A 22,355-nucleotide genomic window follows, 5' to 3' on the forward strand; every position below is an offset into this window, starting at 1 on the left:
CGCCATGACCGTCACCCCGTTCACCAGCGACTGGATCGTCCGCGCCCCTCGCGGGCCCTTCGCAGCCGTGCAGGGTGGCGAGGACGACTCGGTGGCCGTGACCCTGCCGCACGACGCCCTGCGTGACGCGGAACGCTCCCCGGATGCACCCGCGAAGGGTGGTGCGGCGTACTCCCCCGCAGGCGCCTTCAGCTATCTGAAGACCTTCGACGTCCCGGCGGAGTGGGCGGGTCGCATCGTGCGGCTCGAGGTCGAGGGAGCGTTCCGGCACGCGATGGTGTTCCTGAACGACGAGTTCGCCGGGAACCGTGCCGACGGCTTCGCCCGCTTCTTCGTCGACCTCACGCCGTTCCTCCGCTTCGGGGAGACGAACACGCTGCGCATCGAGGTGCGCTCCGGCCAGGACACCCGCTGGTACGCGGGCGCCGGCCTCCACCGACCGGTCTTCCTCCACGTGGACGAACCGGTCCACATCGAGCCCGACGGCGTGCGCGTCACGACGGTCCGGATCGAGGACGACCAGGCGGTGCTCGAGGTCGCGACGACGATCGCGAACCGTGGACTGACGACCGCGTCGGTCACGCTCGGGACGGAACTGCAGGCGCCGAGCGGTGCCGTGGTCGAAAGCGACAGCACGCCGGTCACCATCGCGCCGGGCGGCACCGCGCTCATCCGCCAACGTCTGTACGTGCAGGATCCGGCCCTGTGGAGCGTCGAATCACCGGCACTCCACACGGCGACGTCGACCCTGCGCGATGGCGACGGCGGTGTCGTCGGCGAGGAGACCGTCACCGTCCACGGCATCCGCACGGTCACGGTGGATCCGCGCAAGGGTCTGCTGATCAACGGCGAGCCCGTGCTCCTCCGCGGGGCGTGCATCCACAGCGACAACGGTCCGCTCGGTGCCGCCTCGATCGCCCGAGCCGAGGAGCGTCGCATCCAGCTCCTCAAGGACGCCGGCTTCAACGCGATCCGCGCCGCCCACAATCCGGCCTCGCCGGCGATGCTCGACGCCTGCGACCGGCTCGGCATGCTCGTCATGGACGAGGCGTTCGACATGTGGGGCCGCGGCAAGACGACGTACGACTACGCACTCGACTTCGCGCAGTGGTGGCGTGCCGACCTCGAGTCGATGGTCGCGAAGGACGCGAACCACGCGAGCGTGATCATGTACTCGATCGGCAACGAGATCGTCGAGGTCGGCACGCCGCACGGTGCGATCCAGGCCCGCGACCTCGCCGAGCACGTGCGCGCGCTCGACCCGACGCGACCGGTGACGAACGGCGTGAACGCGACCCTGGCGGTGCTCGACGAACTCGACGCGATCATGGCGTCCGACCAGGGACTCAACACGCTGATGGGCGAGGCCGGTGCGAACATGATGAGCCTCATCGGTTCGTCCGACGCGGTCACGAAGCGCACCGCCGAGTCGAGCGCCGCCCTCGACGTCCTCGGACTCAACTACGCCGACGGTCGCTACGCGAGCGATGCCGAGCGGTTCCCGCACCGCGTGATCGTCGGCTCCGAGACGTTCCCCACGCAGATCGGCGAGCTGTGGCCGCTGGTCGAGGCGAACCCGAACGTCATCGGCGACTTCACCTGGACCGGCTGGGACTACCTCGGCGAGGTCGGCATCGGCGCGACCTCCTACGAGGAGGACCCGGAGGCGAACGGAGCACTGGAGCGCGAGTATCCGTACCTCACCGCGTGGTGCGGCGACCTCGACATCACCGGCTGGCGGCGGCCGGTCTCCTACTACCGGGAGATCGTGTTCGGTCTGCGGACGACGCCTGCGATCGCCGCCGTGCGCCCGGAGCGGCACGGGCAGACGGTGACGATGCAGTCGCCGTGGGCGTGGAGCGACTCGGTCGACTCCTGGACGTGGCCGGGGTTCGAGGGGCGCCCGGTGACCGTGGAGGTCGCTGCCGACGCCGACGAGGTCGCGCTCCTGCTCGACGGCGTGGAGATCGCGCGTGGACCGGTCGGTGAGCGACGCCCGAAGCTCGCGAGCTTCGAGACGACGTACCGCCCGGGCACCCTCGAGGCCGTCGGTTACCGTGCGGGCGTCGAGTCCGGCCGCACCGCACTGGTCTCCGCGACGGGCGACACGCTGCTCACCGCGACCGCCGACCGCACCGCGCTCCGCGCCGACGACACCGACCTCGCCTTCATCGCCATCGAGCTGCGCGATGCGGCCGGGGTGCTCGTCACCGGCGCCGACCGCGAGGTGTCGGTCGAGGTCACCGGCTCGGGCACCCTCGCCGGCTTCGGCACCGGCGCCCCGAAGACCGCCGAGCGGTTCGACGCCACGACGCGCACGACGTTCGACGGCCGTGCCCTCGCGATCGTCCGCCCGACCGGCCCCGGCACGATCACCGTCGTCGTCACCGCCCCCGGCCTCGCCGACGTCGTCGTCGACCTGGAGGTGGCATCCGACCCGCGTCAGCACTGAGTCGCCCGCAACGGTTCGAAAACGCGCAATTCCCGAGCAGATCCGGGCGCCTCGCCGCGCCCTACACTCGGAAGTCCCATGGCACACGCACACACGACCCGCCGCGGCACGACCACACTCCCGCCCCTCACCGCCGGGCCGCACCGCAGTCGCCTCGGCATCATCTCCATCGTCGCCTGCTTCGGCGGCCTCCTGTTCGGGTACGACACCGGAGTGATCAACGGCGCACTGCGCCCGATGACCGCCGAGCTCGGCCTCACCCCCTTCACCGAGGGCGTCGTCACGAGCTCCCTGGTCTTCGCCGCAGCGTTCGGCGCCCTGTTCGGCGGGCGCCTCGCCGACGGCTGGGGTCGCCGGAAGAGCATCATCCTGCTCGCCGTCCTCTTCTTCGTCGGCACCATGGCCGTCGTCCTCTCGCCGAGCTTCGAGGTGCTCGTCGTCGGACGGGTCCTCCTCGGCCTCGCCGTCGGCGGCGCCTCCGCCGTCGTCCCCGTGTTCCTCGCCGAGCTCGCGCCCTACGAGATCCGCGGATCCATCACGGGCCGAAACGAGGTGGCGATCGTCATCGGCCAGCTCTCCGCGTTCATCGTCAACGCCGTCATCGGCAACGTGTTCAGCGAGTACCACGGCGTCTGGCGCATCATGTTCGCGATCTGCGCACTGCCCGCCCTCGCACTGTTCTTCGGCATGCTCCGGATGCCGGAATCCCCGCGGTGGCTGGTCGACCGGGGCCGACGCGATGAAGCGCTCGTCGTCCTCAAGACGATCCGCGCCGAGGACCGCGCCGTCGCCGAACTCGGAGACGTGGAGGCCGTCGCGCAGGAGGAGCGTCGCGCACACCGGATCGGCTTCGGGGCGATCGTCCGCAACCCGTGGCTCGTCCGCATCCTGCTGATCGGCATCGGGCTCGGCATCGCCCAACAGCTCACCGGCATCAACTCGATCATGTACTACGGCCAGACGGTGCTCGTCGAGTCGGGCTTCGAGGAGGGCGCGGCGCTCATCGCCAACATCGCGCCCGGCGTCATCGCGGTCGTCGGCGGGTTCATCGCCCTCGGATACATGGACCGGCTCGACCGCCGGAAGACGTTCATCATCGGCTTCTCACTCACCACCGCCTGCCACGTGCTCATCGGCGTCTCCTCGATGCTGCTCGAGGCGGGCGACCCCATCCGCCCCTGGGTGATCCTGTTCCTCGTCGTCGCGTTCGTCGGCTCGATGCAGACCTTCCTGAACGTCGCCGTCTGGGTGTACCTCGCCGAGGTCTTCCCGCTGCACATGCGTGGCATCGGCATGGGCATCTCGATCTTCATGCTGTGGGTCGCGAACGGCTTCCTGTCGCTGTACTTCCCGTCGATGGTCGCCGGCCTCGGTATCACCGGGACGTTCTTCGTCTTCGCCGGCGTCGGCGCACTCGCACTGCTCTTCGTGGTCACACAGGTGCCCGAGACCCGGGGCCGCACCCTCGAAGCCCTCGAGGAGGACGTCTCCACCGGCGCGATCTTCGCCCACGGCTCGTAGCGGTCGTCTCAGGACCACCGGCCCTGCGCTGAGTCGCCCGAAACGGTGCGCAAATCGTCGATTTGCGCGCGTTTTCGGGCGACTCAGCGGCAGGGGCTCGCGCCTCAGCGCAGGACGGTGACGACGAGCAGCGCGCAGCCGACCAGACCGAGCACCTGGAGCGCACGCGGGTAGCGACGGTGGACGCCAGACTGCGTCAACGCGGCGAGGTTCGTGACGAAGTAGTACAGGAGCACCCCGAACGACGAGTACCCGATGACCTCGCGGAGGTCGACGACCAGGACGAGCACGCAGACGACCGCGACGAGCGCGAGCTCCGCCCGCTGCGGCACCTGGAACCGGGGGTGCACGACGGCGAGTCCGCGCGGGAGGTCACCGTTCCTGGCCATGGCGAGCGCCGTGCGACCGATGCCCGTCATGAGGCCGAGGAGCGCACCGAGCGAGGCGGCCGCCGCTCCGAGCTGCACGACGAGCGGCAGCCACGGCACGCCGCTTGCGCGAGCGGCGTCGGCGACGGGCGCCGTCGAAGCCGCGAGTGCGGGTACGCCGAGCGCGCCGAGGAGGAACATCGCGACGACGGCATAGAGCACCACCGCTCCACCGAGTGCGATGACGATCGCCCGCGGGATGGTCTTCGCCGGGTCGCGCACCTCCTCCCCCATGGTCGCGATGCGCGCGTAACCGGCGAAGGCGAAGAAGAGCAGTCCGGCCGCCTGCAGGACGCCGAGTGGTCCGGCGTCGCCGAGGAGACCGTCGCCGAAGGGGTCGCGTGTGATCTGACCGGTGCCCACGATGACGATGGCGAACACGGCGAGGGACGCGAGCGAGATCGCGACGATGATGCGGATGACCCCGGCGGTCCGTGTGACGCCCCGGAGGTTGACCGCCCCGAGCGCGAGAACGGCGACGACGGCGACCGGGCGCTGCCACGGCGCGGGGACGGTGTACGCAGCGAACGTCATCGCCATGGCTGCGCAGCTCGCCGTCTTCCCCAGGACGAAGCTCCATCCAGCGGCGAAACCCCACCAGCGGCCGAGCCGTTCTCGACCGTAGAGGTAGGTACCGCCCGAGCTCGGGTACTGCGCGGCGAGCTGCGCCGAGGACGTCGCATTGCAGAACGCGACGACCGCGGCGATCACGAGGGCGATGAGCAGCCCACCGCCCGCCGCCTCCGCAGCCGGCGCGAACACCGCGAAGACACCGGCCCCGATCATCGAGCCGAGACCGATGACGATCGCATCGGTCAGGCCGAGTCGGCGCGCGAGGGGCTGGTGGGTGGGCACGCTGTCACGCTAGCGCCGCCGGGTGAACGGCGTCCGAACCGCCGTGAGTCGCCCGAAACTGTCCGGATATCGTCGATTTTCGCGCGTTTTCGGGCGGCTCAGGGGGTGGGCGACCCGGCAGGGTAACACCTCCGGGCGCGGTTCACGAGGCCTCAGGGGCTCGCAGCTTCGCCGCGTACCGTCGCTGGCGCGTCCGGGTCTCCGGTCGCGACATGCAGGTCACACGAAGAGAGGATGGCAACCATGACCCAGGTCATCGAAACCATCGACGTCGACGTACCCGTCTCCGTCGCCTACAACCAGTGGACCCGATTCGAGGACTTCCCGAAGTTCCTGGACGAGGTCGAATCCGTGACGCAGGTCACGGACGTCCTCACCGAATGGACCGTGAAGGTCGGCGGTGCGACCCGGACCTTCGAAGCGCAGATCACCGAGCAGCACCCCGACGAACGCGTCGCCTGGGCGAGCCGCGGCGGCGAGGTCGACCATGCGGGCGTCGTCACCTTCCATCGGCTCGACGACGCCGAGACGCGGGTGACCGTGCAGCTCGACTGGCAGCCGACAGGCCTGCTCGAGCACCTCGGTTCAGCCCTCGGCGCCGACAACCATGCCGTGAAGAAGGACCTCAAGAACTACAAGGCCCTCGTCGAAGCAGAAGGCCAGACCGGAGAAGGGTGGCGCGGAGATGTCAACTGACCGCCCACGTCCCGGCCCGCCCGCCGACCACACGGACCCGGTCGAGGCGTCCGTCACCCCGCCCGACGAGGTCGATCCGGAGTCGGGCACCGACGCCGGGGGCGCACCCGTGGAGAACCCGTCCGGCTAGCGCCCCGTGAGTCGCCCGAAACTGTCCGGAAATCGTCGATTTTCGCGCGTTTCCGGGCGACTCAGGGGGTGGAGTGTCCGAGGAGGGTGATCGCCTCGACGCCCCAGCCGAGCGGGGTCACGTCGCCGATCCGCCAACTGGCGGCTGCGGCGAGCGCCCCGATGGCGTCGGCGTCGCGCATGGGCGAGCCCGTCTGGGCGAAGTGGTCGAGCTGCGCCTCAGCGTCCTCGTCGCCGAGGCCGTCCGGGCGGGAGGACTCGATCACGACGGCCGTTCCCGCATGCGCGTGGAGTGCGGTGAGGAACGACACGGCTTCGGCGTCCGTGCGGTGCGCGAGACCCAGCGCTGAGACGACGAGCCCCGTCGGCGCGGATGGTGTCGCCGCGTGGGTGGCGCCGGCCCGCGCCTCCGACACCTCTGTCCAGGTGACGGCGACGTGCTCCCCGAGCTCCGAACGGAGCGCTCCCAGACCGGCGGCCTGCTCGACGACCTCGATCGCCGTGACCCTCCCGTGGTCGAGCAGTGCACCGGCGAGCGCGGCCGTCCCAGGACCGGTGAGCACGCAGCGTTCCACACCAGTCCAGATGCCGTCCGCGACGAACGAGTCGAGGAGGTAGACGAGGTGCCCGGCGCCGTCGATGAGTTCCGTGTAGAGCGCGGCGTCGGTCGCGGCACGGGCGGCGAGCGTCGCACCGCTGCGCTCCTGACGCGTCGAACGGCCACTGCGCAACGCCTCGGCGAGGAGTTCGAGCGACACGAGCGTCTCCGCCTCGAACCCGTCGTACTCCTCTCGGACGTGCTCGTCGTCGACGAGTTCGTCACCGAACGCGCCGAGCCGCAGCGCGTCGTCCTCCCCCGCCACGACGCCGTGCGTGCGCAGCACCGGCAGCAGCAGACGCAGTCGTTCGACGGCGACGCCGACCCGCCTGGCGAGCTCCGTCAGTGAGGTCCCGGGCGACACGGCCAGCACGTCGGTGACGCCGAGGCGGATCGCGGCACGCACCACGAACCACGGCAGCGGTGAGGCGACGACGACGGGCGGCGCACCCTCGCTGCCGTTGTCGGCGCCGGTTCCCCGGTCTGCGACGTCGGCCTCCGCGGTCGATGCGCCGGCGACCGCCTCGTCTCGGTGCCAGTACCCGGTGATGTTCACGTGCGATCGCGGCATGCCGAGTTCGCGCGTGAGGTACCGACGGACCGGCAGCAGCACCTTGCTCTCCGCAGCGGCCCAGGCGTAGCCGGCCGGCTCGGCTTCCGCCTGCCCCCACAGGCGGCGCACCGCTTCCTCGATCGAGGTCGCGTCGGTCGGCTCGGCCTCGATCCACTCGATCGTGTCGCCCGGTCGAAGCGTCAGCTCCTGCCGAGCCGACGCATCGGAGACGGTGACGACCACGACGACCGGCGCGTCCACGGGCCGTTCCTCGAGGAATCGCCCGATGGCGGGGAGTGCGGTCTCGTCCCCGGCAAGTAGCACCCGGGAGACGTCGACGGGCAGCACGGTCGACGACTTCGGGCCGACGAACCACAGCTCATCCCCCACCGCGGCCGACGTCGCCCACGCCGCGGCCGGGCCGTCGCCGTGCAGGACGAAGTCGAGGTCGAACTCGTCCTCCGCCACCCGTCGCGGTGTGTAGTCGCGCCCCAGTCGGGTACTGGAGGGCGACCACTCGATGCCGTGCGCGAGCTGCACCGGCAGCGCCTGGGCCACGTCACCGTCCGACGCGAAGATGAGCTTCACGTGGTCGTCGAAGCCTGGCGCAGCGAACGCCGGATGCAGGACCCCGTCGACCTCGATCGGTCCGAGCCGGTCGCCGCCGAGGGTGACGCGGCGCATGCGTGGGGTCACGTCCCGGACGGCGCGCACCGTGACGCTCCGGACGACGAGTGGGTGGGTGGTGAAGGACCGCTGCGTCATGCTCGACCGATCAGGAGAACTGCTGCTCGATGACGTCGAGGAGGGCCATCGCCTCGTCGTAGTCGCCGCGGAGCGCCCAGTACGGGAGGTCGTAGGCGTTGCCGCTCTGGAACGCGGGGAGCGCCGCGTAGACCGGGTTGGTCTGCAGCAGGGCGACGTCGAGCGTCTCGCCGTTGAAGCCCATCACGAAGACGGACGGCTGGGTGATCGTCTGGCCGACCTGCTCCGTGGACAGTTCGAACATGTCACCGCCACCGCCGTACACCTCGAAGTCGCCCTCGGCGAAGATCGGTGCCGGCTCGATGCCGACCGCGGCGAACTCGGTGGGGAGGCCGATGCTCTCCACCAGCGCGTAGGCGGTGCCGTCGGCAGTGAAGGTCAGGAACGAGACCGGACCCGCAGGGGCGGTGATGACGTCCTTCACCTCGGCGACGCGGTCGTCGTAGGCGTCGAGCGCGGCCTCGTACTCCTCGGTGCGGTCGAAGACATCCTCCGCGAGGAAGGCGAACTGGTCCTGCCAGGTGCCGAGTCCAGCGCCCACGAGGACGGTCGGTGCGATGTCGCTGAGGTCGTCGTACGCCTCCTCCGCCTGGAACAGCGGGAAGCCGATGCCACCGCCGATGATGAGGTCGGGCTCGAGCGCGAGGATCGCCTCGAGGTCGAACCCGTCGACGCTCCACGGGAGGAACTCGGTGCCGTCCTCCTCGGCGTCTTCAGCCCAGAACTCCGAGTACTCGCCCTCGGTCGCATCCGCGTCCTCGGGGATGGTCGCGAGCACGGGCACGTCGAGGTTGTAGAGGTACCCGGCGAGCGCGTAGTTGAGGACGACGATGCGCTCTGCGTCGGTCGGGATGACGACGTCGCCGTAGTCGGTGGTGACGGTGCGGGTCGCGTCGGCGGAACCGGTGGACTCGGCCGATCCGGCAGAGGCGGAGCAGCCGGTGAGGGCGAGCCCGGCGACGAGCATCGTGGCGATCAGGGGACGGGTGAGACGCATGGTTCCTCGCAGAGGACAGGGCGGCACGATGGCACGCAGGCGAAGGGGGAAGTAAGGTAAGGCTATACTTCGCGACATCGTCGGGGCGTCCGGAGACGACATGCCCCGTCCCGGACGCGACACGTTCCCGAACCGAGCCGAAGGGTGGAGATGGTCGTCCGAACACTGGCCACGGTCGTGCCGGAGAACTCGGTGCGCTTCCTCGGCCACGACACGCACGAGCACGACGAACCGCACCTCGTCTACGCGGCGGCCGGCACCGTGGAACTCACGGTCGACGACGAGGTCCTGACGCTCCGCCGCGGCGAGGCCGTCTGGCTCGCCCCGTTCGTCCCGCACGCCGTCCGGCTGAGTGACGGCGGCATGGCGCTCGGACCGATGCTGCACGCCGACGTCGTGCCCGGTCAGCGCTTCCGGGTGCTCGGCGTCGTCCCCGCGCTCGTCGACGTCATGACGACCGTGCTCGGAGCGGCGCCGTCCGGCGACCAGATCGAACCGTTCCGTTCCGCGATCGGCGAGATCCTGCAGCGCCTGCAACGCCAGTACTTCGCGGTGATCGCCCCCACGCACCCGGTCGGGCGACGACTCGCACGGGAGGCGGTCCGGAGCCCGTACACGCTCGTCCAGCTGTCGGAACGACACCACCTCAGCCCCCGCCAGGTGCAACGCATCTTCCTCGACGAGACCGGATTGCCGTTCGCCCGGTGGCGGTCCCGGGCTCGGATGAACGCGGCGGTCGCCCACCTCGAGGGCGGCGGCTCGCCGTCGTCCGCGGCCCGCCTCGCCGGCTACAGCACCCGGGCCGGCCTGCTCCGGGCGCTGAGCCGGGAGACGGGCGTCGCGCTCGATGTGCTCGCCGCAGCCCCCGTCGAGGCGCTGCTCGCGGCGGAGACCACCACCGCCCGGTGAGTCCGGGCGCTCACATCCCGTGCGCTGCAGGGCTCGGCGGTGCTGTTAGCGTGTGGCGGACCGCGAGGTGAGGAGACCGATGCTCGAGCAGCGATCCGGGAGGCAGACCCCGGACCTCGCCACCCGCTCCCGGGGTCGGATGACAGGGCTCCTCCTCGGCCTCCTCCTCTCGGTCGGGCTCCTGGTGGCCGCGACGCTCCTGAGCGTCGCGATCGGCTCGGCCATGCTCCCCCTCGACGTCGTCTGGCGCGCGTTCACCGCGCCGGACGGATCCGTCAGCCAGATCACCGTCACCTCGGCGCGCGTCGACCGCACCCTGCTCGCGATCGTCACCGGTCTCGCGCTCGGCGTCGCCGGAGCCCTCATCCAGGCCCTCACCCGCAACCCGCTCGCCGACCCCGGCATCCTCGGGGTCAACGCCGGCGCCGGGTTCGCCGTGGTCCTCGCCGTGGCCTTCCTCGGCGTAACCTCGATCGAGCAGTACCTGCCGTTCGCGTTCCTCGGCGCGCTCGCCGCCGCAGCACTCGTCTACCTCGTCGCGAGCGGCGGACGCGGCGTCCCGACACCGCTCCGCCTCACCCTCGTGGGCGTCGCACTCGGAGCAGTGCTGACGGGCCTGACGCAGACCCTCGCGCTGATCGACGTGAACACCTTCGACCGCATGCGCTTCTGGGGTGCGGGGACCGTCGCCGATCGGCCGGCGGGCACGCTCGGCACGATCCTCCCGTTCGTCCTGGTCGGGCTCCTCCTCGCCGCGCTGAGCGCGCGCGGCCTCAACGCGATCGCGCTCGGCGACGACCTCGCGAAGTCGCTCGGCGCGAAGGTGACCTTCACCAGGCCCGTGGTCGTCATCGCGGTGACCTTGCTCTGCGGTGCGGCGACCGCCGCCGTCGGCCCGATCGTGTTCGTCGGCCTCATGGTGCCGCACGCCGTCCGTTGGCTGACCGGCCCGGACTGGCGCTGGATCCTGGCGTTCAGCGCGGTGCTCGCGCCGGTGCTGATGCTGGTGTCGGACGTCCTCGGACGACTCATCGTGCTCCCGGCGGAGCTGCAGGTGGGCATCGTCACGGCCCTCATCGGTGCGCCGGTCCTCATCGTCCTCGTCCGTCGTCAGGAGGTGAGCGGCGTGTGACCCGAACCCCCGCGACCCGAACCCCTGGGACATCGATCGCACCGACCGGCACCGTCACCATCCGCCTGGGCGGATCGAGCCTCCGCACGACGCGTCGCCGGATCGTGGGCGCGATCGTCCTCATTGCCGTGATCCTGGTCCTCGCCATGTGGGCGACGACGCTCGGCAGCTACGACCTCGCACCCACCGACGTCGTCGCAGCGGTGCTCGGTACGGCCGACCGGCCGACCACCACGGTCGTCCTGCAGTGGCGTGCCCCGCGCATCGTCGCCGCCGTGCTGTTCGGCGCGTCGCTCGCGATCGGCGGAGCGGTGTTCCAATCACTCACCCGCAACCCGCTCGGCAGTCCGGACGTCATCGGCTTCTCGGTCGGCTCCTACACGGGCGTCGTGGCGACGCTCCTCCTCGGTTTGAGCGGCACCCTGGTCCTTGCCGCGGGAGCCCTCGCCGGCGGGCTCCTCACGGCCGCCGCGGTGTACGCGCTGGCCTACCGACGCGGCGTGCGGAGCTTCCGGCTCATCATCATGGGGATCGCGGTCGCGGCGTTCCTCACCGCTGTGAACACCTGGTTCTCGACGAAGGTCGACGTGGACGTCGCGCTTCGTGCCGCGGTCTGGGGTGCGGGCACCCTGAGCATCGTCGACTGGGCGTCGGTCGGGCTGAGCGCCGTCGTCCTCTGCGCCGTCATCGTCGCCGGGCCTGCCGCTGCTCGCCGACTCCAGACGCTCGAACTCGGCGACGACGGTGCCGCAGCGCTCGGGGTGCGCGTCGAGCGGACGAAGGTCTGGCTGATCGTCCTCGGGATCACGGCGACCGCCCTGGTGACCGCGGCCGCCGGACCGATCGCCTTCATCGCCCTGGCCGCTCCGCAGATCGCGCGGCGGATCACGGGATCGGGCACGTCGATCGACCTCCTCGGCTCGGCCCTCGTCGGGGCGCTGCTCTTGCTGGCCGCCGATGTCATCGCCCAGCACGCGATCCCCGGAGTGGTCCTCCCCACCGGCGCGGTGACCGTGTGCCTCGGCGGCGCCTACCTCGTCTGGCTGCTCGCCGCCGAGAGTCGGAGCGGTCTCCGCAGCGGCCGACCCTGAGTCGCCCGAAACTGTCCGGAAATCGTCGATTTTCGCGCGTTTTCGGGCGACTCAGTGAGTGGTGCGGGCGCGCAGGGGGACGAGTGCGAGCGACAGCAGGACCACCGCGGCGACCACCACGGCGGCGAGGCCCGTCCACCCCCACGCGATGAAGACGAAGCCCGTCGCCCAGCCCATGAGCGACGAGCCCGCGTAGTAGGAGAGGTTGTAGAGCGCGGAGGCCTGGTTCCGGCCGGTCCGCGCGAGCTCCGGCGCCCAGGACGACGCCACCGCGTGCACGATGAAGAAGCCGGCGGTGGCGATGACGAGCCCCACGAGGATGAGGGGCAGCACCTCGGCGACGGTCACCGCCACACCCACCACCATCATCGACGCCCCGAGGAGCACCGTGCGCACCCGGCCGAGCCGGCCGATGAGCTTGCCGGCCTGCGAGGACGACCAGGTGCCGGCGAGGTAGGCGACGAACAGGAGCGAGATGATGCCCGGAGCGAGCAGGTAGGGCGGCGCGGCCAGACGGAACCCGAGGTAGTTGTAGATCGAGACGAAGCACCCCATCGACAGGAACGCGATGGCGTACACGGCGAGCTGCCGCCGGTCGCGGAGGTGGTCTCGGAGCGCCGCCCACCCGCGGGCGGGTGCGCCGCCGATCGAGCGTGCCGTGCGGGGCAGGAGCAGCACGAACGCCACGGTCGCGAGCGCGCACGTCGCCATCACCGCGAGGACACCGAGGCGCCAGCCGGCGAGCTCGGCGATGGGACCGGCGATCAGCCGTCCGCTCAGTCCCCCGATCGTCGTCCCCGAGATGTAGACGGCGGCCGCGCCCAGGTGGTGGGGCCGCTCGACCGAGCCGAGGATGAAGGTCATCGCGATGGCCGGCACCCCCGCGAGGCACAGGCCTTCGACGAAGCGGAGGGCGACCAGCGCGCTGATGTCGGGGATGAGTGGGCCGGCGAAACCGGGGAGGACGGCGGCGGCGAGCGCGATCATGAGCGAACGCCTGCTACCGAGGCGGTCGGCGATGAACGACCACGGGATGACGCCGATCGCCACACCGAGCGTGGTGGCCGACACGGTGAGCGCCGCCATCGACGCCGACACGTGCTCCTCGCGGGCGATCTCCGTCAGCACACCCTGCGTGGAGTACAGCTGGGCGAACGTCGCGACTCCGGCGAGGAACATCGCGACGAGCAGGCGCCGGTAGGCGTTCTCCGAGGGGTGGATCAGCGCGGGAGGGGGCTTGATCGCGCTGGTCACCTCTTCACCCTAACCACCGCCCGGTCGCCCGGACATGTACGGACCATCCAGTGGAAACGCACCGTTCCGGGCGACTCAGCATGTGTACTCAGTGCTGGTTGAGGCGTGCGACCGTCTCGGCGTAGGCGCCGCGCACCTCGGCGTAGCGGAGCAACTTCACGTTCTCCACCTGGATCTCGGTCGCCTCCGGCTGCGTGGTGATGAGCTCCAGCACCTCGTCGATGTACGCGTCGAGCGGCATGGCGAACGGGTTCTCCGCGTGTCCGGGCATCAGGTCGGTCTGGACGGCCGGCGGCACGAGTTCGAGCACCCCGACCGTGGTTCCGGCGAGCTGCAGGCGGATCGACTCGCTGAGCATGTGGATGGCGGCCTTGCTCGCGTTGTAGCTGGGCGTCGCCCGCAACGGGGTGAAGGCGAGGCCCGACGACACGGTGACGACAGTCGCGTCGGGCCGGCTGCGCAGGTGGTCGAGGAAGGCGGCGATGAGTCGGATCGGGCCGAGGACGTTCGTGGTGATGGTCTCCTCGGCGTTGGCGACGGCGGCGGCCGGGTCGGTCCAGTCCTCGGCCCGCATGATGCCGGCCATGGTGATGAGGACGTTGAGCTCGGGGTGCTGCGCGACGAGGTCGGCGGCGACGGCGGTGATGCTCGCCGGGTCGGCGGTGTCGATGCGCACCGTGTGGAGCTCGGGGTGCTCGGTGGAGAGCGCGTCGAGGAGTTCGGTGCGGCGACCGCCGACGATGACCGTGTTGCCGGCTTCCTGGAGCCGCAGGGCGAGGGCGAGACCGATGCCGCTGGTCGCGCCGGGGATGAAGATGGTGTTTCCGGTGATCTGCATGCTTCGAGTGTCGGCCGATGCCGCAGCCGCTTCCAGGCCGCGGCGATCCAGGGACCGGCGATCCCTGGTTCGCGGGGTCGATCCGGCGGATACTGGCTGGATGGACCGTGCAGCCCTCGCAGACTTCCTCGTCCGGCACCGGTCGGCGTTGCAACCCGCGGACGTGGGTCTGAGCGCGGGCCCGCGCCGCCGCACCGTCGGGCTGCGTCGCGAGGAGGTCGCCCAGTTGGCGGCGATGTCCACCGACTACTACGCGCGTCTCGAGCAGCAGCGCGGACCGCAGCCGAGCCCCCAGATGCTGACGTCCCTGTCGCGGGCGCTGCGACTGAGCGTGGAGGAGCGCGACTACCTGTTCCGCATCGCCGGGCACAACGCACCCACCAGGCTCTCGACCGGAGACCACGTGGCCCCCGCCCTGCTGCGCGTCCTCGACCGGTTGACCGATACCCCTGCGCTCATCCTCTCCGCTCTCGGCGAGACGCTCGTGCAGAACGACCCTGCCCGCGCGCTCTTCGGCGACGCGTCCCGCTACACCGGGCTCGACCGCAGCGCGATCCACCGCTGGTTCACCGACCCGGAGGGCGGGAGACGGATGTACCCGGAGGAGGACCGCGAACGCCAGAGTCGCGCGCAGGTGGCCTCCCTGCGAGCCGCGTACGCGACGATGGGACCGCAGTCGCGCGCCGGGGAGATCGTCGCCGAGCTGTCGCGGCGGAGCGCCGAGTTCCGAGCCCTGTGGGCGACGCACGAGGTCGGGCGACGCTTCGAGGACCACAAGGTGCTCATCCACCCGGAGATCGGGCCGATCGAGCTCGACTGCCAGGCCCTCTTCACGGAGGACCAGTCGCAGGCGCTGCTCGTCCTCACCGCGGCCCCGCGCACAGCCGCCGCGGAGCAGCTCGCGCTCCTCGCCGTCCTCGGCACCCAGACGTTCTCGGCCCACTGACCGACCGGCTGGCAGGCTGGCAGGCTGCGCTCAGCGACCAGGGCCCCGCCGAGCCCGAGCCCCGACGTCGTCCAGGAGGTCGCGGCATCCGGCGGACCACCACCTCGACATCGTCGCCGAGGACGAGGTGCCACCGCCCCTCACACCGTGACGACGACTTTGCCGGCGATCCGACCGGCCGCGCCCTCGGCGTGGAGTGCTTGGAGCTCGGTCAGCGGGATGCGTCGGGTGACTTCGACCGTGAGCTGCCCCGCGTCGACGAGGGCCACGAGCGCGGCGAGGCGTTCGCGGTTGCGGCGGACGAATACGGTCGCCGCCCGGACGTCTCGGGACTCGTCGCCCGGGGTCGCCATGAACGCGGTCGTGCTGACCACGGCGCCACCGTCGCGAACCGCGGCGACATATGCCGTGAACTGCTCCGGCTCGATCGGTGCGAGGTTGAGTAGGACGTCGACCTGCCCGTCGACCGCCCGGAGGACGTCCTCGCGGGTGTGGTCGACGACGTGATCGGCTCCGGCGTCCCTGACGGCGTCGGCACTGCGCGGGCTCGCTGTGGCGATCACGTGCACACCGGCCCGCTTGGCGAGTCGGATGGCGTACTTCCCCACCACACCGCCGGCCCCGACGATCAGGAGCCGCTGCCCCGCTGCCAGCCGGCCCTCGTCGAAGAGCGCCTGCCACGCGGTCAACGCGACGGATGGAAGCGCCGCGGCATCCTCCAACGGGATCGATGTGGGTGCCGACACCAGGGCGTCCGCGGGAGCGACGACGTACTCGGCCGCCCCGCCATCGCGCTCCATCGGCAGGAAACCGATCACCGCGTCACCGACCGACAGATCGGTCACGTCGGCACCGAGGGTTTCGACCGTGCCGGAGACGTCGTACCCGGGGATGTGCGGGAGCTGCACCGGGATCGGGAGGAACCCGCCTCGCATCCCGTTGTCCGCGGCGTTGTAGGCGGACGCGGCGACCCGGACAAGGACCTCGCCTTCGCCCGGTTCGGGACGTTCGAGCTCACCGTACTGCAACACCTCGGGGCCGCCGACGTCGTGGAACTGCACTGCCTTCATCATGATCTCCTCCATTATTTGCTTCGAATCTGAAGCAATGAAGACGACCGTAGCACTGCTTTGAACTCGAAGCAACAGGTAGGATCAGAACATGGCCGACTCCTCCCCGTCCTTGACGCCGACACAGCTCGACGCTTACCTGTCGTTCACCGAAGTGGGCGCCCTGCTGCGCCCGACGGTCGAGAGACAACTGCACGACGCAGGCGACCTCAGCTACGTGCAGTTCCAGCTCCTCGCGCGCCTCGGTGACACGGAGGGCGGACACCTTCGGATGACCGACCTCGCCGACGGCGTGGTCTACAGCCGAAGTGGCCTCACCTATCAGGCACAGCTGCTCGAGCGGCGCGGCCTCCTGACGCGCACCCCGTCGCCGGATGACGAACGCAGCACCGTGGTCTCCCTCACGGACGCCGGCCGGGATGTCCTCACCGCCGTGTTCCCCGGTCACATCGAGGTGGTCCGCGGACTCCTGTTCGCCCCCATCAGCGATGACGACGCCGTCGACCTCGCCCGCATCCTGGGCCTGATCGGTGAACACCTGCGACAGAACCCGCCCCGCTCGGCGACGCGGACACCCCGAAAGGTCACGGCCGCACCCGCCGAGCACCCCACCGCACCGAAGCGCTCGTAGGCCGCGATCGCCGCTGGACGACATCACGCTCCTCGCAGCGACATTCGAACATGTGTACTATAAACGCATGGCCACCGGACCCCTGCTGCACGTCGACGCCGATGCGTTCTTCGCGTCGGTAGCACTGCGGTCACGACCCGAACTCGTCGGGGTGCCGGTGGCCGTCACCGCCCATGTGTTCGTCGCGAGCGCCAACTACCCGGCTCGGGCACGGGGCGTCCGCGGGGGCATGTCGCTCGATGACGCGCGGCGGCACTGCCCGGAGCTCGTCCTGCTCGACTCGCCCCGCGCCGAGATCGAGGAGGTCGGCGACGCCCTGTTCGACCTCTTCCACGAGACGGCCGGCGCGGTCGAGCCCGGTTCGATCGAGGAGGCCTTCCTCGACGTCGGCGCAGAGGACTGGCCGACCGCCATCGCCGCTGGTCAGGCACTGCGCATGCGCGTCGCAGCCGAACTCGGCATCAGCGTGAGCGTCGGCATCGGCCGCACCAAGCTCATGGCGAAGCTCGCCTCTCGCGCCGCGAAACCCGCCGGCCTGCACGTGATCGGGCCGACCGAGGAGGGCGAACTCCGCCGCACGCTGCCCCTCGCCGAGGTCTGGGGCGTCGGTTCGAAGACCGCCGAACGGCTCGGCAACCTCGGTGCGACGCGCCTCGAAGACGTCGACCGGTTCTCCGACGAGACTCTGCAGCACGCTTGCGGCACGACCATGGCGCGCCGACTCCGGGCCATCCGCACCGGTACCGACGACACGACGGTTCGCACGGTCGAGTCGCGCAGCACGCTCTCGACCGAGGCGTCGACGAGCGGCTACGCCCGCCCCGACCACACACTCGACGAGATGATCGAAGCCTGCGTCGCCCGACTCGCCCGCCGCGCCGAACGGGCCGGGCTCGCGGGTACGGGGTTGACGGTCGCGCTCCACCCCTCGGGCGACGCACCACCCGTCCGCCGCGCCTGCCTCGGCACGACCGCGACCACCGGCACCGCCTCCTGGCTCGCGATCGCGCACGGCCTCCTGGACGACGTCACCGCACCGCCCCTCGCCGGCGTCCGCGTGAGCCTCACCGGGCTCCGTCCCGTGTCTCAGGTCGCGCCGATGCTCTTCTGAGACACAGCGCCCTCGGGCACTCCAGCCCCCTGAGTCGCCCGGAATCGCGCGAGAATCGCTCGATTCCTGACGTTTCCGGGCGACTCAGACGGGCGCCGGCCGATCGAGCTCCTCGAGCCGGGGCGGGTTCGCGCCGGCCCGGCCGACGGTGATCGCTGCGGACTGCAGGGCCACGTCGAGCAGGCCGTCCCAGTCCACCCGCCCACCGGCACGGATCGCACCGTCCACCTCGGCCGATGCGACGGCGAACAACAGACCGGACATGAACGCGTCGCCGGCACCGATCGTGTCGACGACGGACACGGGTCCGGCCGTACGATCGGCCCACTGGCGCCGACCGTCGTCCGCGAGGTACCCCTCACCACCACGCGTGACCACCACGAGGCGCGGTCCGAGGCTGCTGAGCTGACGGAGCACCTCCTCGAGTGGGCGCTGCGGGTACAACCACTCGGCGTCCTCATCGCTGAGCTTGACGATGTGGCTGGTCGACACGATCCGTTCGGTCTGCTCGACCGCGACGCGATGATCGGGCAGCAGCGACGCCCGGATGTTCGGATCGAAGCTGACGACCGCATGCTCCCGAGCCGCACCCAGCGCACTGCGGACGGCGTCGCTCCCCGGGCTGAGATACGCGCCGATGGAACCGGCGTGCACGAGGTCGTATCCGGCGACCGGAGTGGGCGGCAGGTCCCAGTCGATCGCGAACTCGTAGGCTGCCGCGCCGGTGACGGGCGAGACGGTCGCGAGCGCACTGGAGGTCGCACTGGCCCGAGTGCTGCTCGCCGTCAGTCGCACCGACGACGCCGCGAGGTGCCGGGCGACGACCTCGCCGTACGCGTCCTCGGCGAACCGCGTCGCGAGGGTCGCATCGATACAGAGACGACCGAGACCGACCGCGACGTTCAGCGGGGATCCACCCGGGTGCACCCGCCCGTCGACGACGTCGACGAGCGCCTCCCCCAGCACGAGGACGCGAGTCATCGGAGTCCTGCGGAGAGGTCGTCGACCGCGAGCGCCGTGAGTCGCACACCTGTCTCCGAGACGACGGCGAGCCGGACGCCACCACCGAGGAACACGAGGTCGGTGATCGACGCCCGCCCGTCGGCCGTGAAGACCTCGAGCGAACCGTGATCGTGCACGATGACGAGTGACGTCCGCTCCCCCGCGGGCAGTGGCATGGTCTCGACGCTCGCGAAGTGCTCGATGTCGCCCCCTCCGGTGGCGGCCGTGCGATCGAGCTGCAGCCGACCGCCGTCGAGGTCGACCCGGACCAGCGCGAGGCCGTCGACACCGCGCAGTTCGAGGGCGAACACGCCCTCCGCCCCCACCGCGTCGACCTCGATACGGGCCACCGCCGGCAGGTCCCCGACCTCGACCCGCCCCTCCACGGCGACGTCCTCGAGTCGGACGACGGCTTCACCGGCCGGCAGGACCGGCGAGCTGCGCAGGTTCTGGCGTCCGCCCTCCGAGACGAGGGACAGTCGGCGAGCCGTGGTCATGGATCCGCGCCAGGGTTCGGTCGGCAGGTGCTTGGCGTAGTCCCAGTTGCTCATCCAGGCGATGAGGGTGCGCTGATCGCCCGGCAGTCCGCTGAAGGTCACGCCCGCGTAGCAGTCCCGCCCCCAGTCCAACCAGTCGAGTTCCCGGAGGGCTTCCTCGTCTTCGGCGGCAGGCCATGCGCGATCCGCGGTGAAGGTGTGTCCGTCGAAGTCGCCGACGACGTACTGCGTGCCGGACCCGCCGGCGACGCCGCCGGGGTTCAGTGAGATGAGCAGCACCCAGCGCACGCGTTCCGGGTCCCCGTCGACCGGCAGCGGGAAGAGGTCGGGGCACTCCCACACCCCGCCGACGGCTCCGGCAGGACCGTAGGAGGACAGGAAGGTCCACTCGACGAGGTCGTCGGAGCGGTGCAGCAGGACGCGGCGCTCGGTCGCTTCAACGGCGACCATGACCCAGAACGACTCGTCGACGCCCTCGTACCGGAACACCTTCGGGTCGCGGAACTCTGCCGACCGGCGGTCGAGCACCGGGTTGCCGGCGTACTTCTGCCACACCGTCCCGCCGTCGCGGCTGTAGGCCAGGGATTGGGCCTGGATGCCGTCGGCCCGCGCCGAGGTGTAGATCGCGACCATCGGCGGGGTCGTGCCGTCGCCGAGCCCGGAGGAGTTCTCGTGGTCCACCACCGCGGAACCCGAGAACACCATCTCCTCGGCGTCGAACGAGATCGCGAGCGGCAGTTCCTGCCAGCGCAGCAGGTCGGTGCTCGTGGCGTGACCCCAGCTCACGTCGCCGTGGTCCAGTCCGTTCGGGTTGTACTGGAAGAAGAGGTGGTAGACCCCCTCGTGGAAGAGCAGCCCGTTGGGGTCGTTCATCCAGTTGCGCTGCGGGGTGAAGTGCAGCAGCGGGCGAGCCGGTGCGGCGACCACCGTGGACGTGTCCGCCGCGGTCATCCCTTGACCCCGGACGACGCGATCGAGTTGACGAACGAGCGCTGGAACGCGATGAAGAGCGCCAGGACCGGCACGGTGATGATGCTGGCGTACGCCATGATCTGCCCCCAGGAGACGTTGAGTTGCTTGAAGTAGTCGATACCGACCATGACGGGCCGCACGGATTCGCTCTGGGTGACCATGAGCGGCCAGAGGTACTGGTTCCATGCGGGCAGGAAGGTGAGGATCGCGGCGGTCGCGAGCGCCGGGCCCGCGAGCGGCATCACGATGCTGCGGTAGATGCGGAACCAGCCGGCGCCGTCGACGCGGGCCGCCTCGTCCAGCTCCCGCGGGATCGAGTCGAAGTACTGGTAGAAGAGGAAGATCGAGAACGCGTTCGCGATGAACGGCACGATCTGCACGGCGTAGGTGTCGAGCCAGCCCTGGACGAACTCGGTGCCGTCGAAGTAGGGCAGCTGGTTGACCCACCACAGCATGGGCAGCGCCATCACCTCGAACGGCACGATGAGCGTCGCGAGGATGACCCCGAGGATGACCTTGCGGCCGGGCAGGCGCATCCGCGACATCGCGAACGCGGCCATCGAGTTCACGACGAGCCCCACGACGACGGTGACGACGGAGATGAGGATCGAGTTGGTGAGGAACTGCGCGAACGGCACCCGCTCGAACACCCCGGTGTAGTTGTCGAAGGTCAGGTCGCCGACGGGCAGGAACGCCTGCGGGCCGCCCAGGTCCGCGAAGATCTGCAGGTCGGGCTTGAAGCTCGACACGATCATGAACACGAGCGGCAGCCCGAAGACGAGCGCCAGCACGATCTTGAGGGTCAGGACCGGTACCGCCCGCCAGCCGCGCGGCGGGCGCTTGCGGGGGTTCGGTGTCACGTCGAGCAGGTCGACGTCGGCGCGCTGCGCATCGAGAGCGGTCATCGCCGGGGCTCCTTGTCGCGAGTGAGGAAGTTCTGCACGAGGGTGACGACCAGCACGAGCACGAAGAACACGAGCGAAATCGCCGACGCGTAGCCGGTCTGCTGCTGCTGGAAGCCGGAACGCACCGTCAGGTAGACGAGCGTGGAGGTGGAGTCGAGCGGGCCGCCCTGGGTCATGATGTTGACCTGCGAGAAGAGGCCGAACGCCGCGATCGTGATCGTGATCAGGATGAACACGCGGGTCGCCCGGAGGCCGGGCCAGGTGACGTTCACGAACTGCTGCCACGGCGAGGCGCCGTCGAGCGACGCGGCCTCGTAGAGTTCCGCGGGGATCGTCTGCAGCCCGGACAGCCAGATGATCATGTGGAAGCCCATGGCCTGCCAGATCGACATGACGATGATCGCGAACAGCGCCCACTGCGGGTCCGCCAGCCAGTCGGGACCTTGGATGCCGACCTTGGCCAGCAGCAGGTTGATCAGGCCGTCCTTCTGGTACATGAACAGCCACAGCATCGACACGACGACGATCGAGGTGACGACCGGCAGGAAGTAGATCGTGCGGAAGAACGTGGTGCCGCGGACCTTCGAGTTGACGAGGACCGCGATGGCGAGCGCGATCGCGGACTGCACGGGCACGATCACGACCGTGAACACGATGGTGTTGCGCAACGACGCCCAGAAGGTGTCGTCGGAGAAGAGGTTGCTGAAGTTCTCCAGTCCGATGAACTGCCCGGGCTCGGGCGAGATCAGTCGGGTGTTGGTGAACGCGAGGACGAAGGTGAGCGCGATGGGGATGATCAGGAAGGTGAGGATCAGCGCGGCCGCGGGGAGGAACATCGCGACGGCGGTGAAGCGTTCCGTGCGCTGCCCCTTGATGCGGCGCGCACGCCGGTCGACGCCAGTGCCCGACCGGGTGGGGCTGTCGGCGCTCGGCCGATCGAGGGTGGTGGACATGGGTCTCCTTCACCGGGTGCCCGGGGCCGCATCGATGCGGCCCCGGACTC

20 protein-coding genes are annotated in these 22,355 nt (G+C 70.4%); 10 read left to right on the forward strand and 10 right to left on the reverse strand.

From position 1 onward, the window contains the following. Nucleotides 1-4: 4 nt before the first annotated feature. Nucleotides 5-2,452 carry a glycoside hydrolase family 2 TIM barrel-domain containing protein gene (locus KXS11_RS10670; protein WP_437385560.1) on the forward strand — a complete coding sequence of 816 codons (2,448 nt, stop codon included), beginning with the start codon at nucleotides 5-7 and terminating at the stop codon, nucleotides 2,450-2,452. 78 nt (nucleotides 2,453-2,530) lie between these two features. Continuing rightward, nucleotides 2,531-3,973: a sugar porter family MFS transporter gene (locus tag KXS11_RS10675; protein ID WP_437385561.1), complete on the forward strand. Its 1,443-nt coding sequence runs from the start codon at nucleotides 2,531-2,533 to the stop codon at nucleotides 3,971-3,973. Nucleotides 3,974-4,077: 104 nt separating this feature from the next. Here the strand turns inward: KXS11_RS10675 and KXS11_RS10680 are convergent, their stop codons facing one another. Further along, on the reverse strand, nucleotides 4,078-5,187 hold the full coding sequence (locus KXS11_RS10680; RefSeq protein ID WP_437386015.1) for an APC family permease: 1,110 nt from the start codon (nucleotides 5,185-5,187) through the stop codon (nucleotides 4,078-4,080). A gap of 312 nt (nucleotides 5,188-5,499) precedes the next feature. Here KXS11_RS10680 and KXS11_RS10685 point away from each other — a divergent pair, with 312 nt between their 5' ends. Together KXS11_RS10685 and KXS11_RS10690 are read left to right on the forward strand one after the other, a co-directional pair. Then, a complete protein-coding gene (locus tag KXS11_RS10685) occupies nucleotides 5,500-5,952 on the forward strand; it encodes an SRPBCC family protein (protein WP_437385562.1) in 453 nt (150 codons plus the stop codon). After that, the gene (locus tag KXS11_RS10690) at nucleotides 5,942-6,082 is read left to right on the forward strand and encodes a hypothetical protein (RefSeq protein WP_437385563.1); all 141 of its coding nucleotides are present in this window, start codon (nucleotides 5,942-5,944) and stop codon (nucleotides 6,080-6,082) included. The genes KXS11_RS10685 and KXS11_RS10690 overlap by 11 nt, the downstream gene beginning before the upstream one ends. 61 nt (nucleotides 6,083-6,143) lie before the next feature. Here KXS11_RS10690 and KXS11_RS10695 read toward each other — a convergent pair whose 3' ends face one another. Beyond that, nucleotides 6,144-7,997: a siderophore-interacting protein gene (locus tag KXS11_RS10695; protein WP_437385564.1), complete on the reverse strand. Its 1,854-nt coding sequence runs from the start codon at nucleotides 7,995-7,997 to the stop codon at nucleotides 6,144-6,146. A 10-nt stretch (nucleotides 7,998-8,007) separates the two neighbouring features. Further along, nucleotides 8,008-8,994: an ABC transporter substrate-binding protein gene (locus KXS11_RS10700; RefSeq protein ID WP_437385565.1), complete on the reverse strand. Its 987-nt coding sequence runs from the start codon at nucleotides 8,992-8,994 to the stop codon at nucleotides 8,008-8,010. Between the two features lie 150 nt (nucleotides 8,995-9,144). Here KXS11_RS10700 and KXS11_RS10705 point away from each other — a divergent pair, with 150 nt between their 5' ends. The 3 genes from KXS11_RS10705 to KXS11_RS10715 all read left to right on the forward strand — a co-directional run bounded on the left by KXS11_RS10705 (nucleotide 9,145) and on the right by KXS11_RS10715 (nucleotide 12,126). Further along, nucleotides 9,145-9,903: a helix-turn-helix domain-containing protein gene (locus KXS11_RS10705; protein WP_437385566.1), complete on the forward strand. Its 759-nt coding sequence runs from the start codon at nucleotides 9,145-9,147 to the stop codon at nucleotides 9,901-9,903. A gap of 79 nt (nucleotides 9,904-9,982) precedes the next feature. Next, complete coding sequence (locus KXS11_RS10710) at nucleotides 9,983-11,035, forward strand: iron chelate uptake ABC transporter family permease subunit (protein WP_437385567.1); 1,053 nt, start codon at nucleotides 9,983-9,985, stop codon at nucleotides 11,033-11,035. Further along, complete coding sequence (locus KXS11_RS10715; protein WP_437385568.1) at nucleotides 11,032-12,126, forward strand: FecCD family ABC transporter permease; 1,095 nt, start codon at nucleotides 11,032-11,034, stop codon at nucleotides 12,124-12,126. The genes KXS11_RS10710 and KXS11_RS10715 overlap by 4 nt, the downstream gene beginning before the upstream one ends. Nucleotides 12,127-12,177: 51 nt before the next feature. On the opposite strand, the gene KXS11_RS10720 is transcribed toward KXS11_RS10715, so the two are convergent. Together KXS11_RS10720 and KXS11_RS10725 are read right to left on the reverse strand one after the other, a co-directional pair. Next, a complete protein-coding gene (locus KXS11_RS10720; protein WP_437385569.1) occupies nucleotides 12,178-13,380 on the reverse strand; it encodes an MFS transporter in 1,203 nt (400 codons plus the stop codon). Nucleotides 13,381-13,468: 88 nt separating this feature from the next. Further along, entirely contained in the window at nucleotides 13,469-14,218 is a 750-nt protein-coding gene (locus tag KXS11_RS10725; protein WP_437385570.1) for an SDR family oxidoreductase, read from the reverse strand. Between the two features lie 100 nt (nucleotides 14,219-14,318). Here KXS11_RS10725 and KXS11_RS10730 point away from each other — a divergent pair, with 100 nt between their 5' ends. Beyond that, the gene (locus KXS11_RS10730; protein ID WP_437385571.1) at nucleotides 14,319-15,164 is read left to right on the forward strand and encodes a helix-turn-helix transcriptional regulator; all 846 of its coding nucleotides are present in this window, start codon (nucleotides 14,319-14,321) and stop codon (nucleotides 15,162-15,164) included. A gap of 140 nt (nucleotides 15,165-15,304) precedes the next feature. On the opposite strand, the gene KXS11_RS10735 is transcribed toward KXS11_RS10730, so the two are convergent. Beyond that, nucleotides 15,305-16,234: an NADP-dependent oxidoreductase gene (locus KXS11_RS10735; RefSeq protein WP_437386016.1), complete on the reverse strand. Its 930-nt coding sequence runs from the start codon at nucleotides 16,232-16,234 to the stop codon at nucleotides 15,305-15,307. Nucleotides 16,235-16,325: 91 nt separating this feature from the next. Here KXS11_RS10735 and KXS11_RS10740 point away from each other — a divergent pair, with 91 nt between their 5' ends. After that, nucleotides 16,326-16,865 carry a MarR family winged helix-turn-helix transcriptional regulator gene (locus tag KXS11_RS10740; RefSeq protein ID WP_437385572.1) on the forward strand — a complete coding sequence of 180 codons (540 nt, stop codon included), beginning with the start codon at nucleotides 16,326-16,328 and terminating at the stop codon, nucleotides 16,863-16,865. Between the two features lie 67 nt (nucleotides 16,866-16,932). Continuing rightward, the gene (locus tag KXS11_RS10745) at nucleotides 16,933-17,976 is read left to right on the forward strand and encodes a DinB/UmuC family translesion DNA polymerase (RefSeq protein WP_437385573.1); all 1,044 of its coding nucleotides are present in this window, start codon (nucleotides 16,933-16,935) and stop codon (nucleotides 17,974-17,976) included. Between the two features lie 84 nt (nucleotides 17,977-18,060). Here KXS11_RS10745 and KXS11_RS10750 read toward each other — a convergent pair whose 3' ends face one another. Genes KXS11_RS10750 through KXS11_RS10765 form a run of 4 tightly spaced genes read right to left on the reverse strand, consistent with a single transcriptional unit; the run spans nucleotide 18,061 to nucleotide 22,305 of the window. Then, a complete protein-coding gene (locus KXS11_RS10750; protein WP_437385574.1) occupies nucleotides 18,061-18,957 on the reverse strand; it encodes a PfkB family carbohydrate kinase in 897 nt (298 codons plus the stop codon). Next, nucleotides 18,954-20,426 (reverse strand): GH32 C-terminal domain-containing protein, encoded by a 1,473-nt coding sequence (locus KXS11_RS10755; protein WP_437385575.1) that lies wholly within the window; start codon nucleotides 20,424-20,426, stop codon nucleotides 18,954-18,956. The genes KXS11_RS10750 and KXS11_RS10755 overlap by 4 nt, the downstream gene beginning before the upstream one ends. Next, a complete protein-coding gene (locus KXS11_RS10760; RefSeq protein ID WP_437385576.1) occupies nucleotides 20,423-21,352 on the reverse strand; it encodes a carbohydrate ABC transporter permease in 930 nt (309 codons plus the stop codon). The genes KXS11_RS10755 and KXS11_RS10760 overlap by 4 nt, the downstream gene beginning before the upstream one ends. Continuing rightward, complete coding sequence (locus KXS11_RS10765; RefSeq protein WP_437385577.1) at nucleotides 21,349-22,305, reverse strand: carbohydrate ABC transporter permease; 957 nt, start codon at nucleotides 22,303-22,305, stop codon at nucleotides 21,349-21,351. Before KXS11_RS10765 ends, KXS11_RS10760 begins: the two co-directional genes overlap by 4 nt. Between the last annotated feature and the right edge of the window lie 50 nt (nucleotides 22,306-22,355).

It is taken from the genome of Plantibacter flavus, from assembly GCF_051487245.1.
GTDB lineage: Bacteria > Actinomycetota > Actinomycetes > Actinomycetales > Microbacteriaceae > Plantibacter > Plantibacter flavus_B.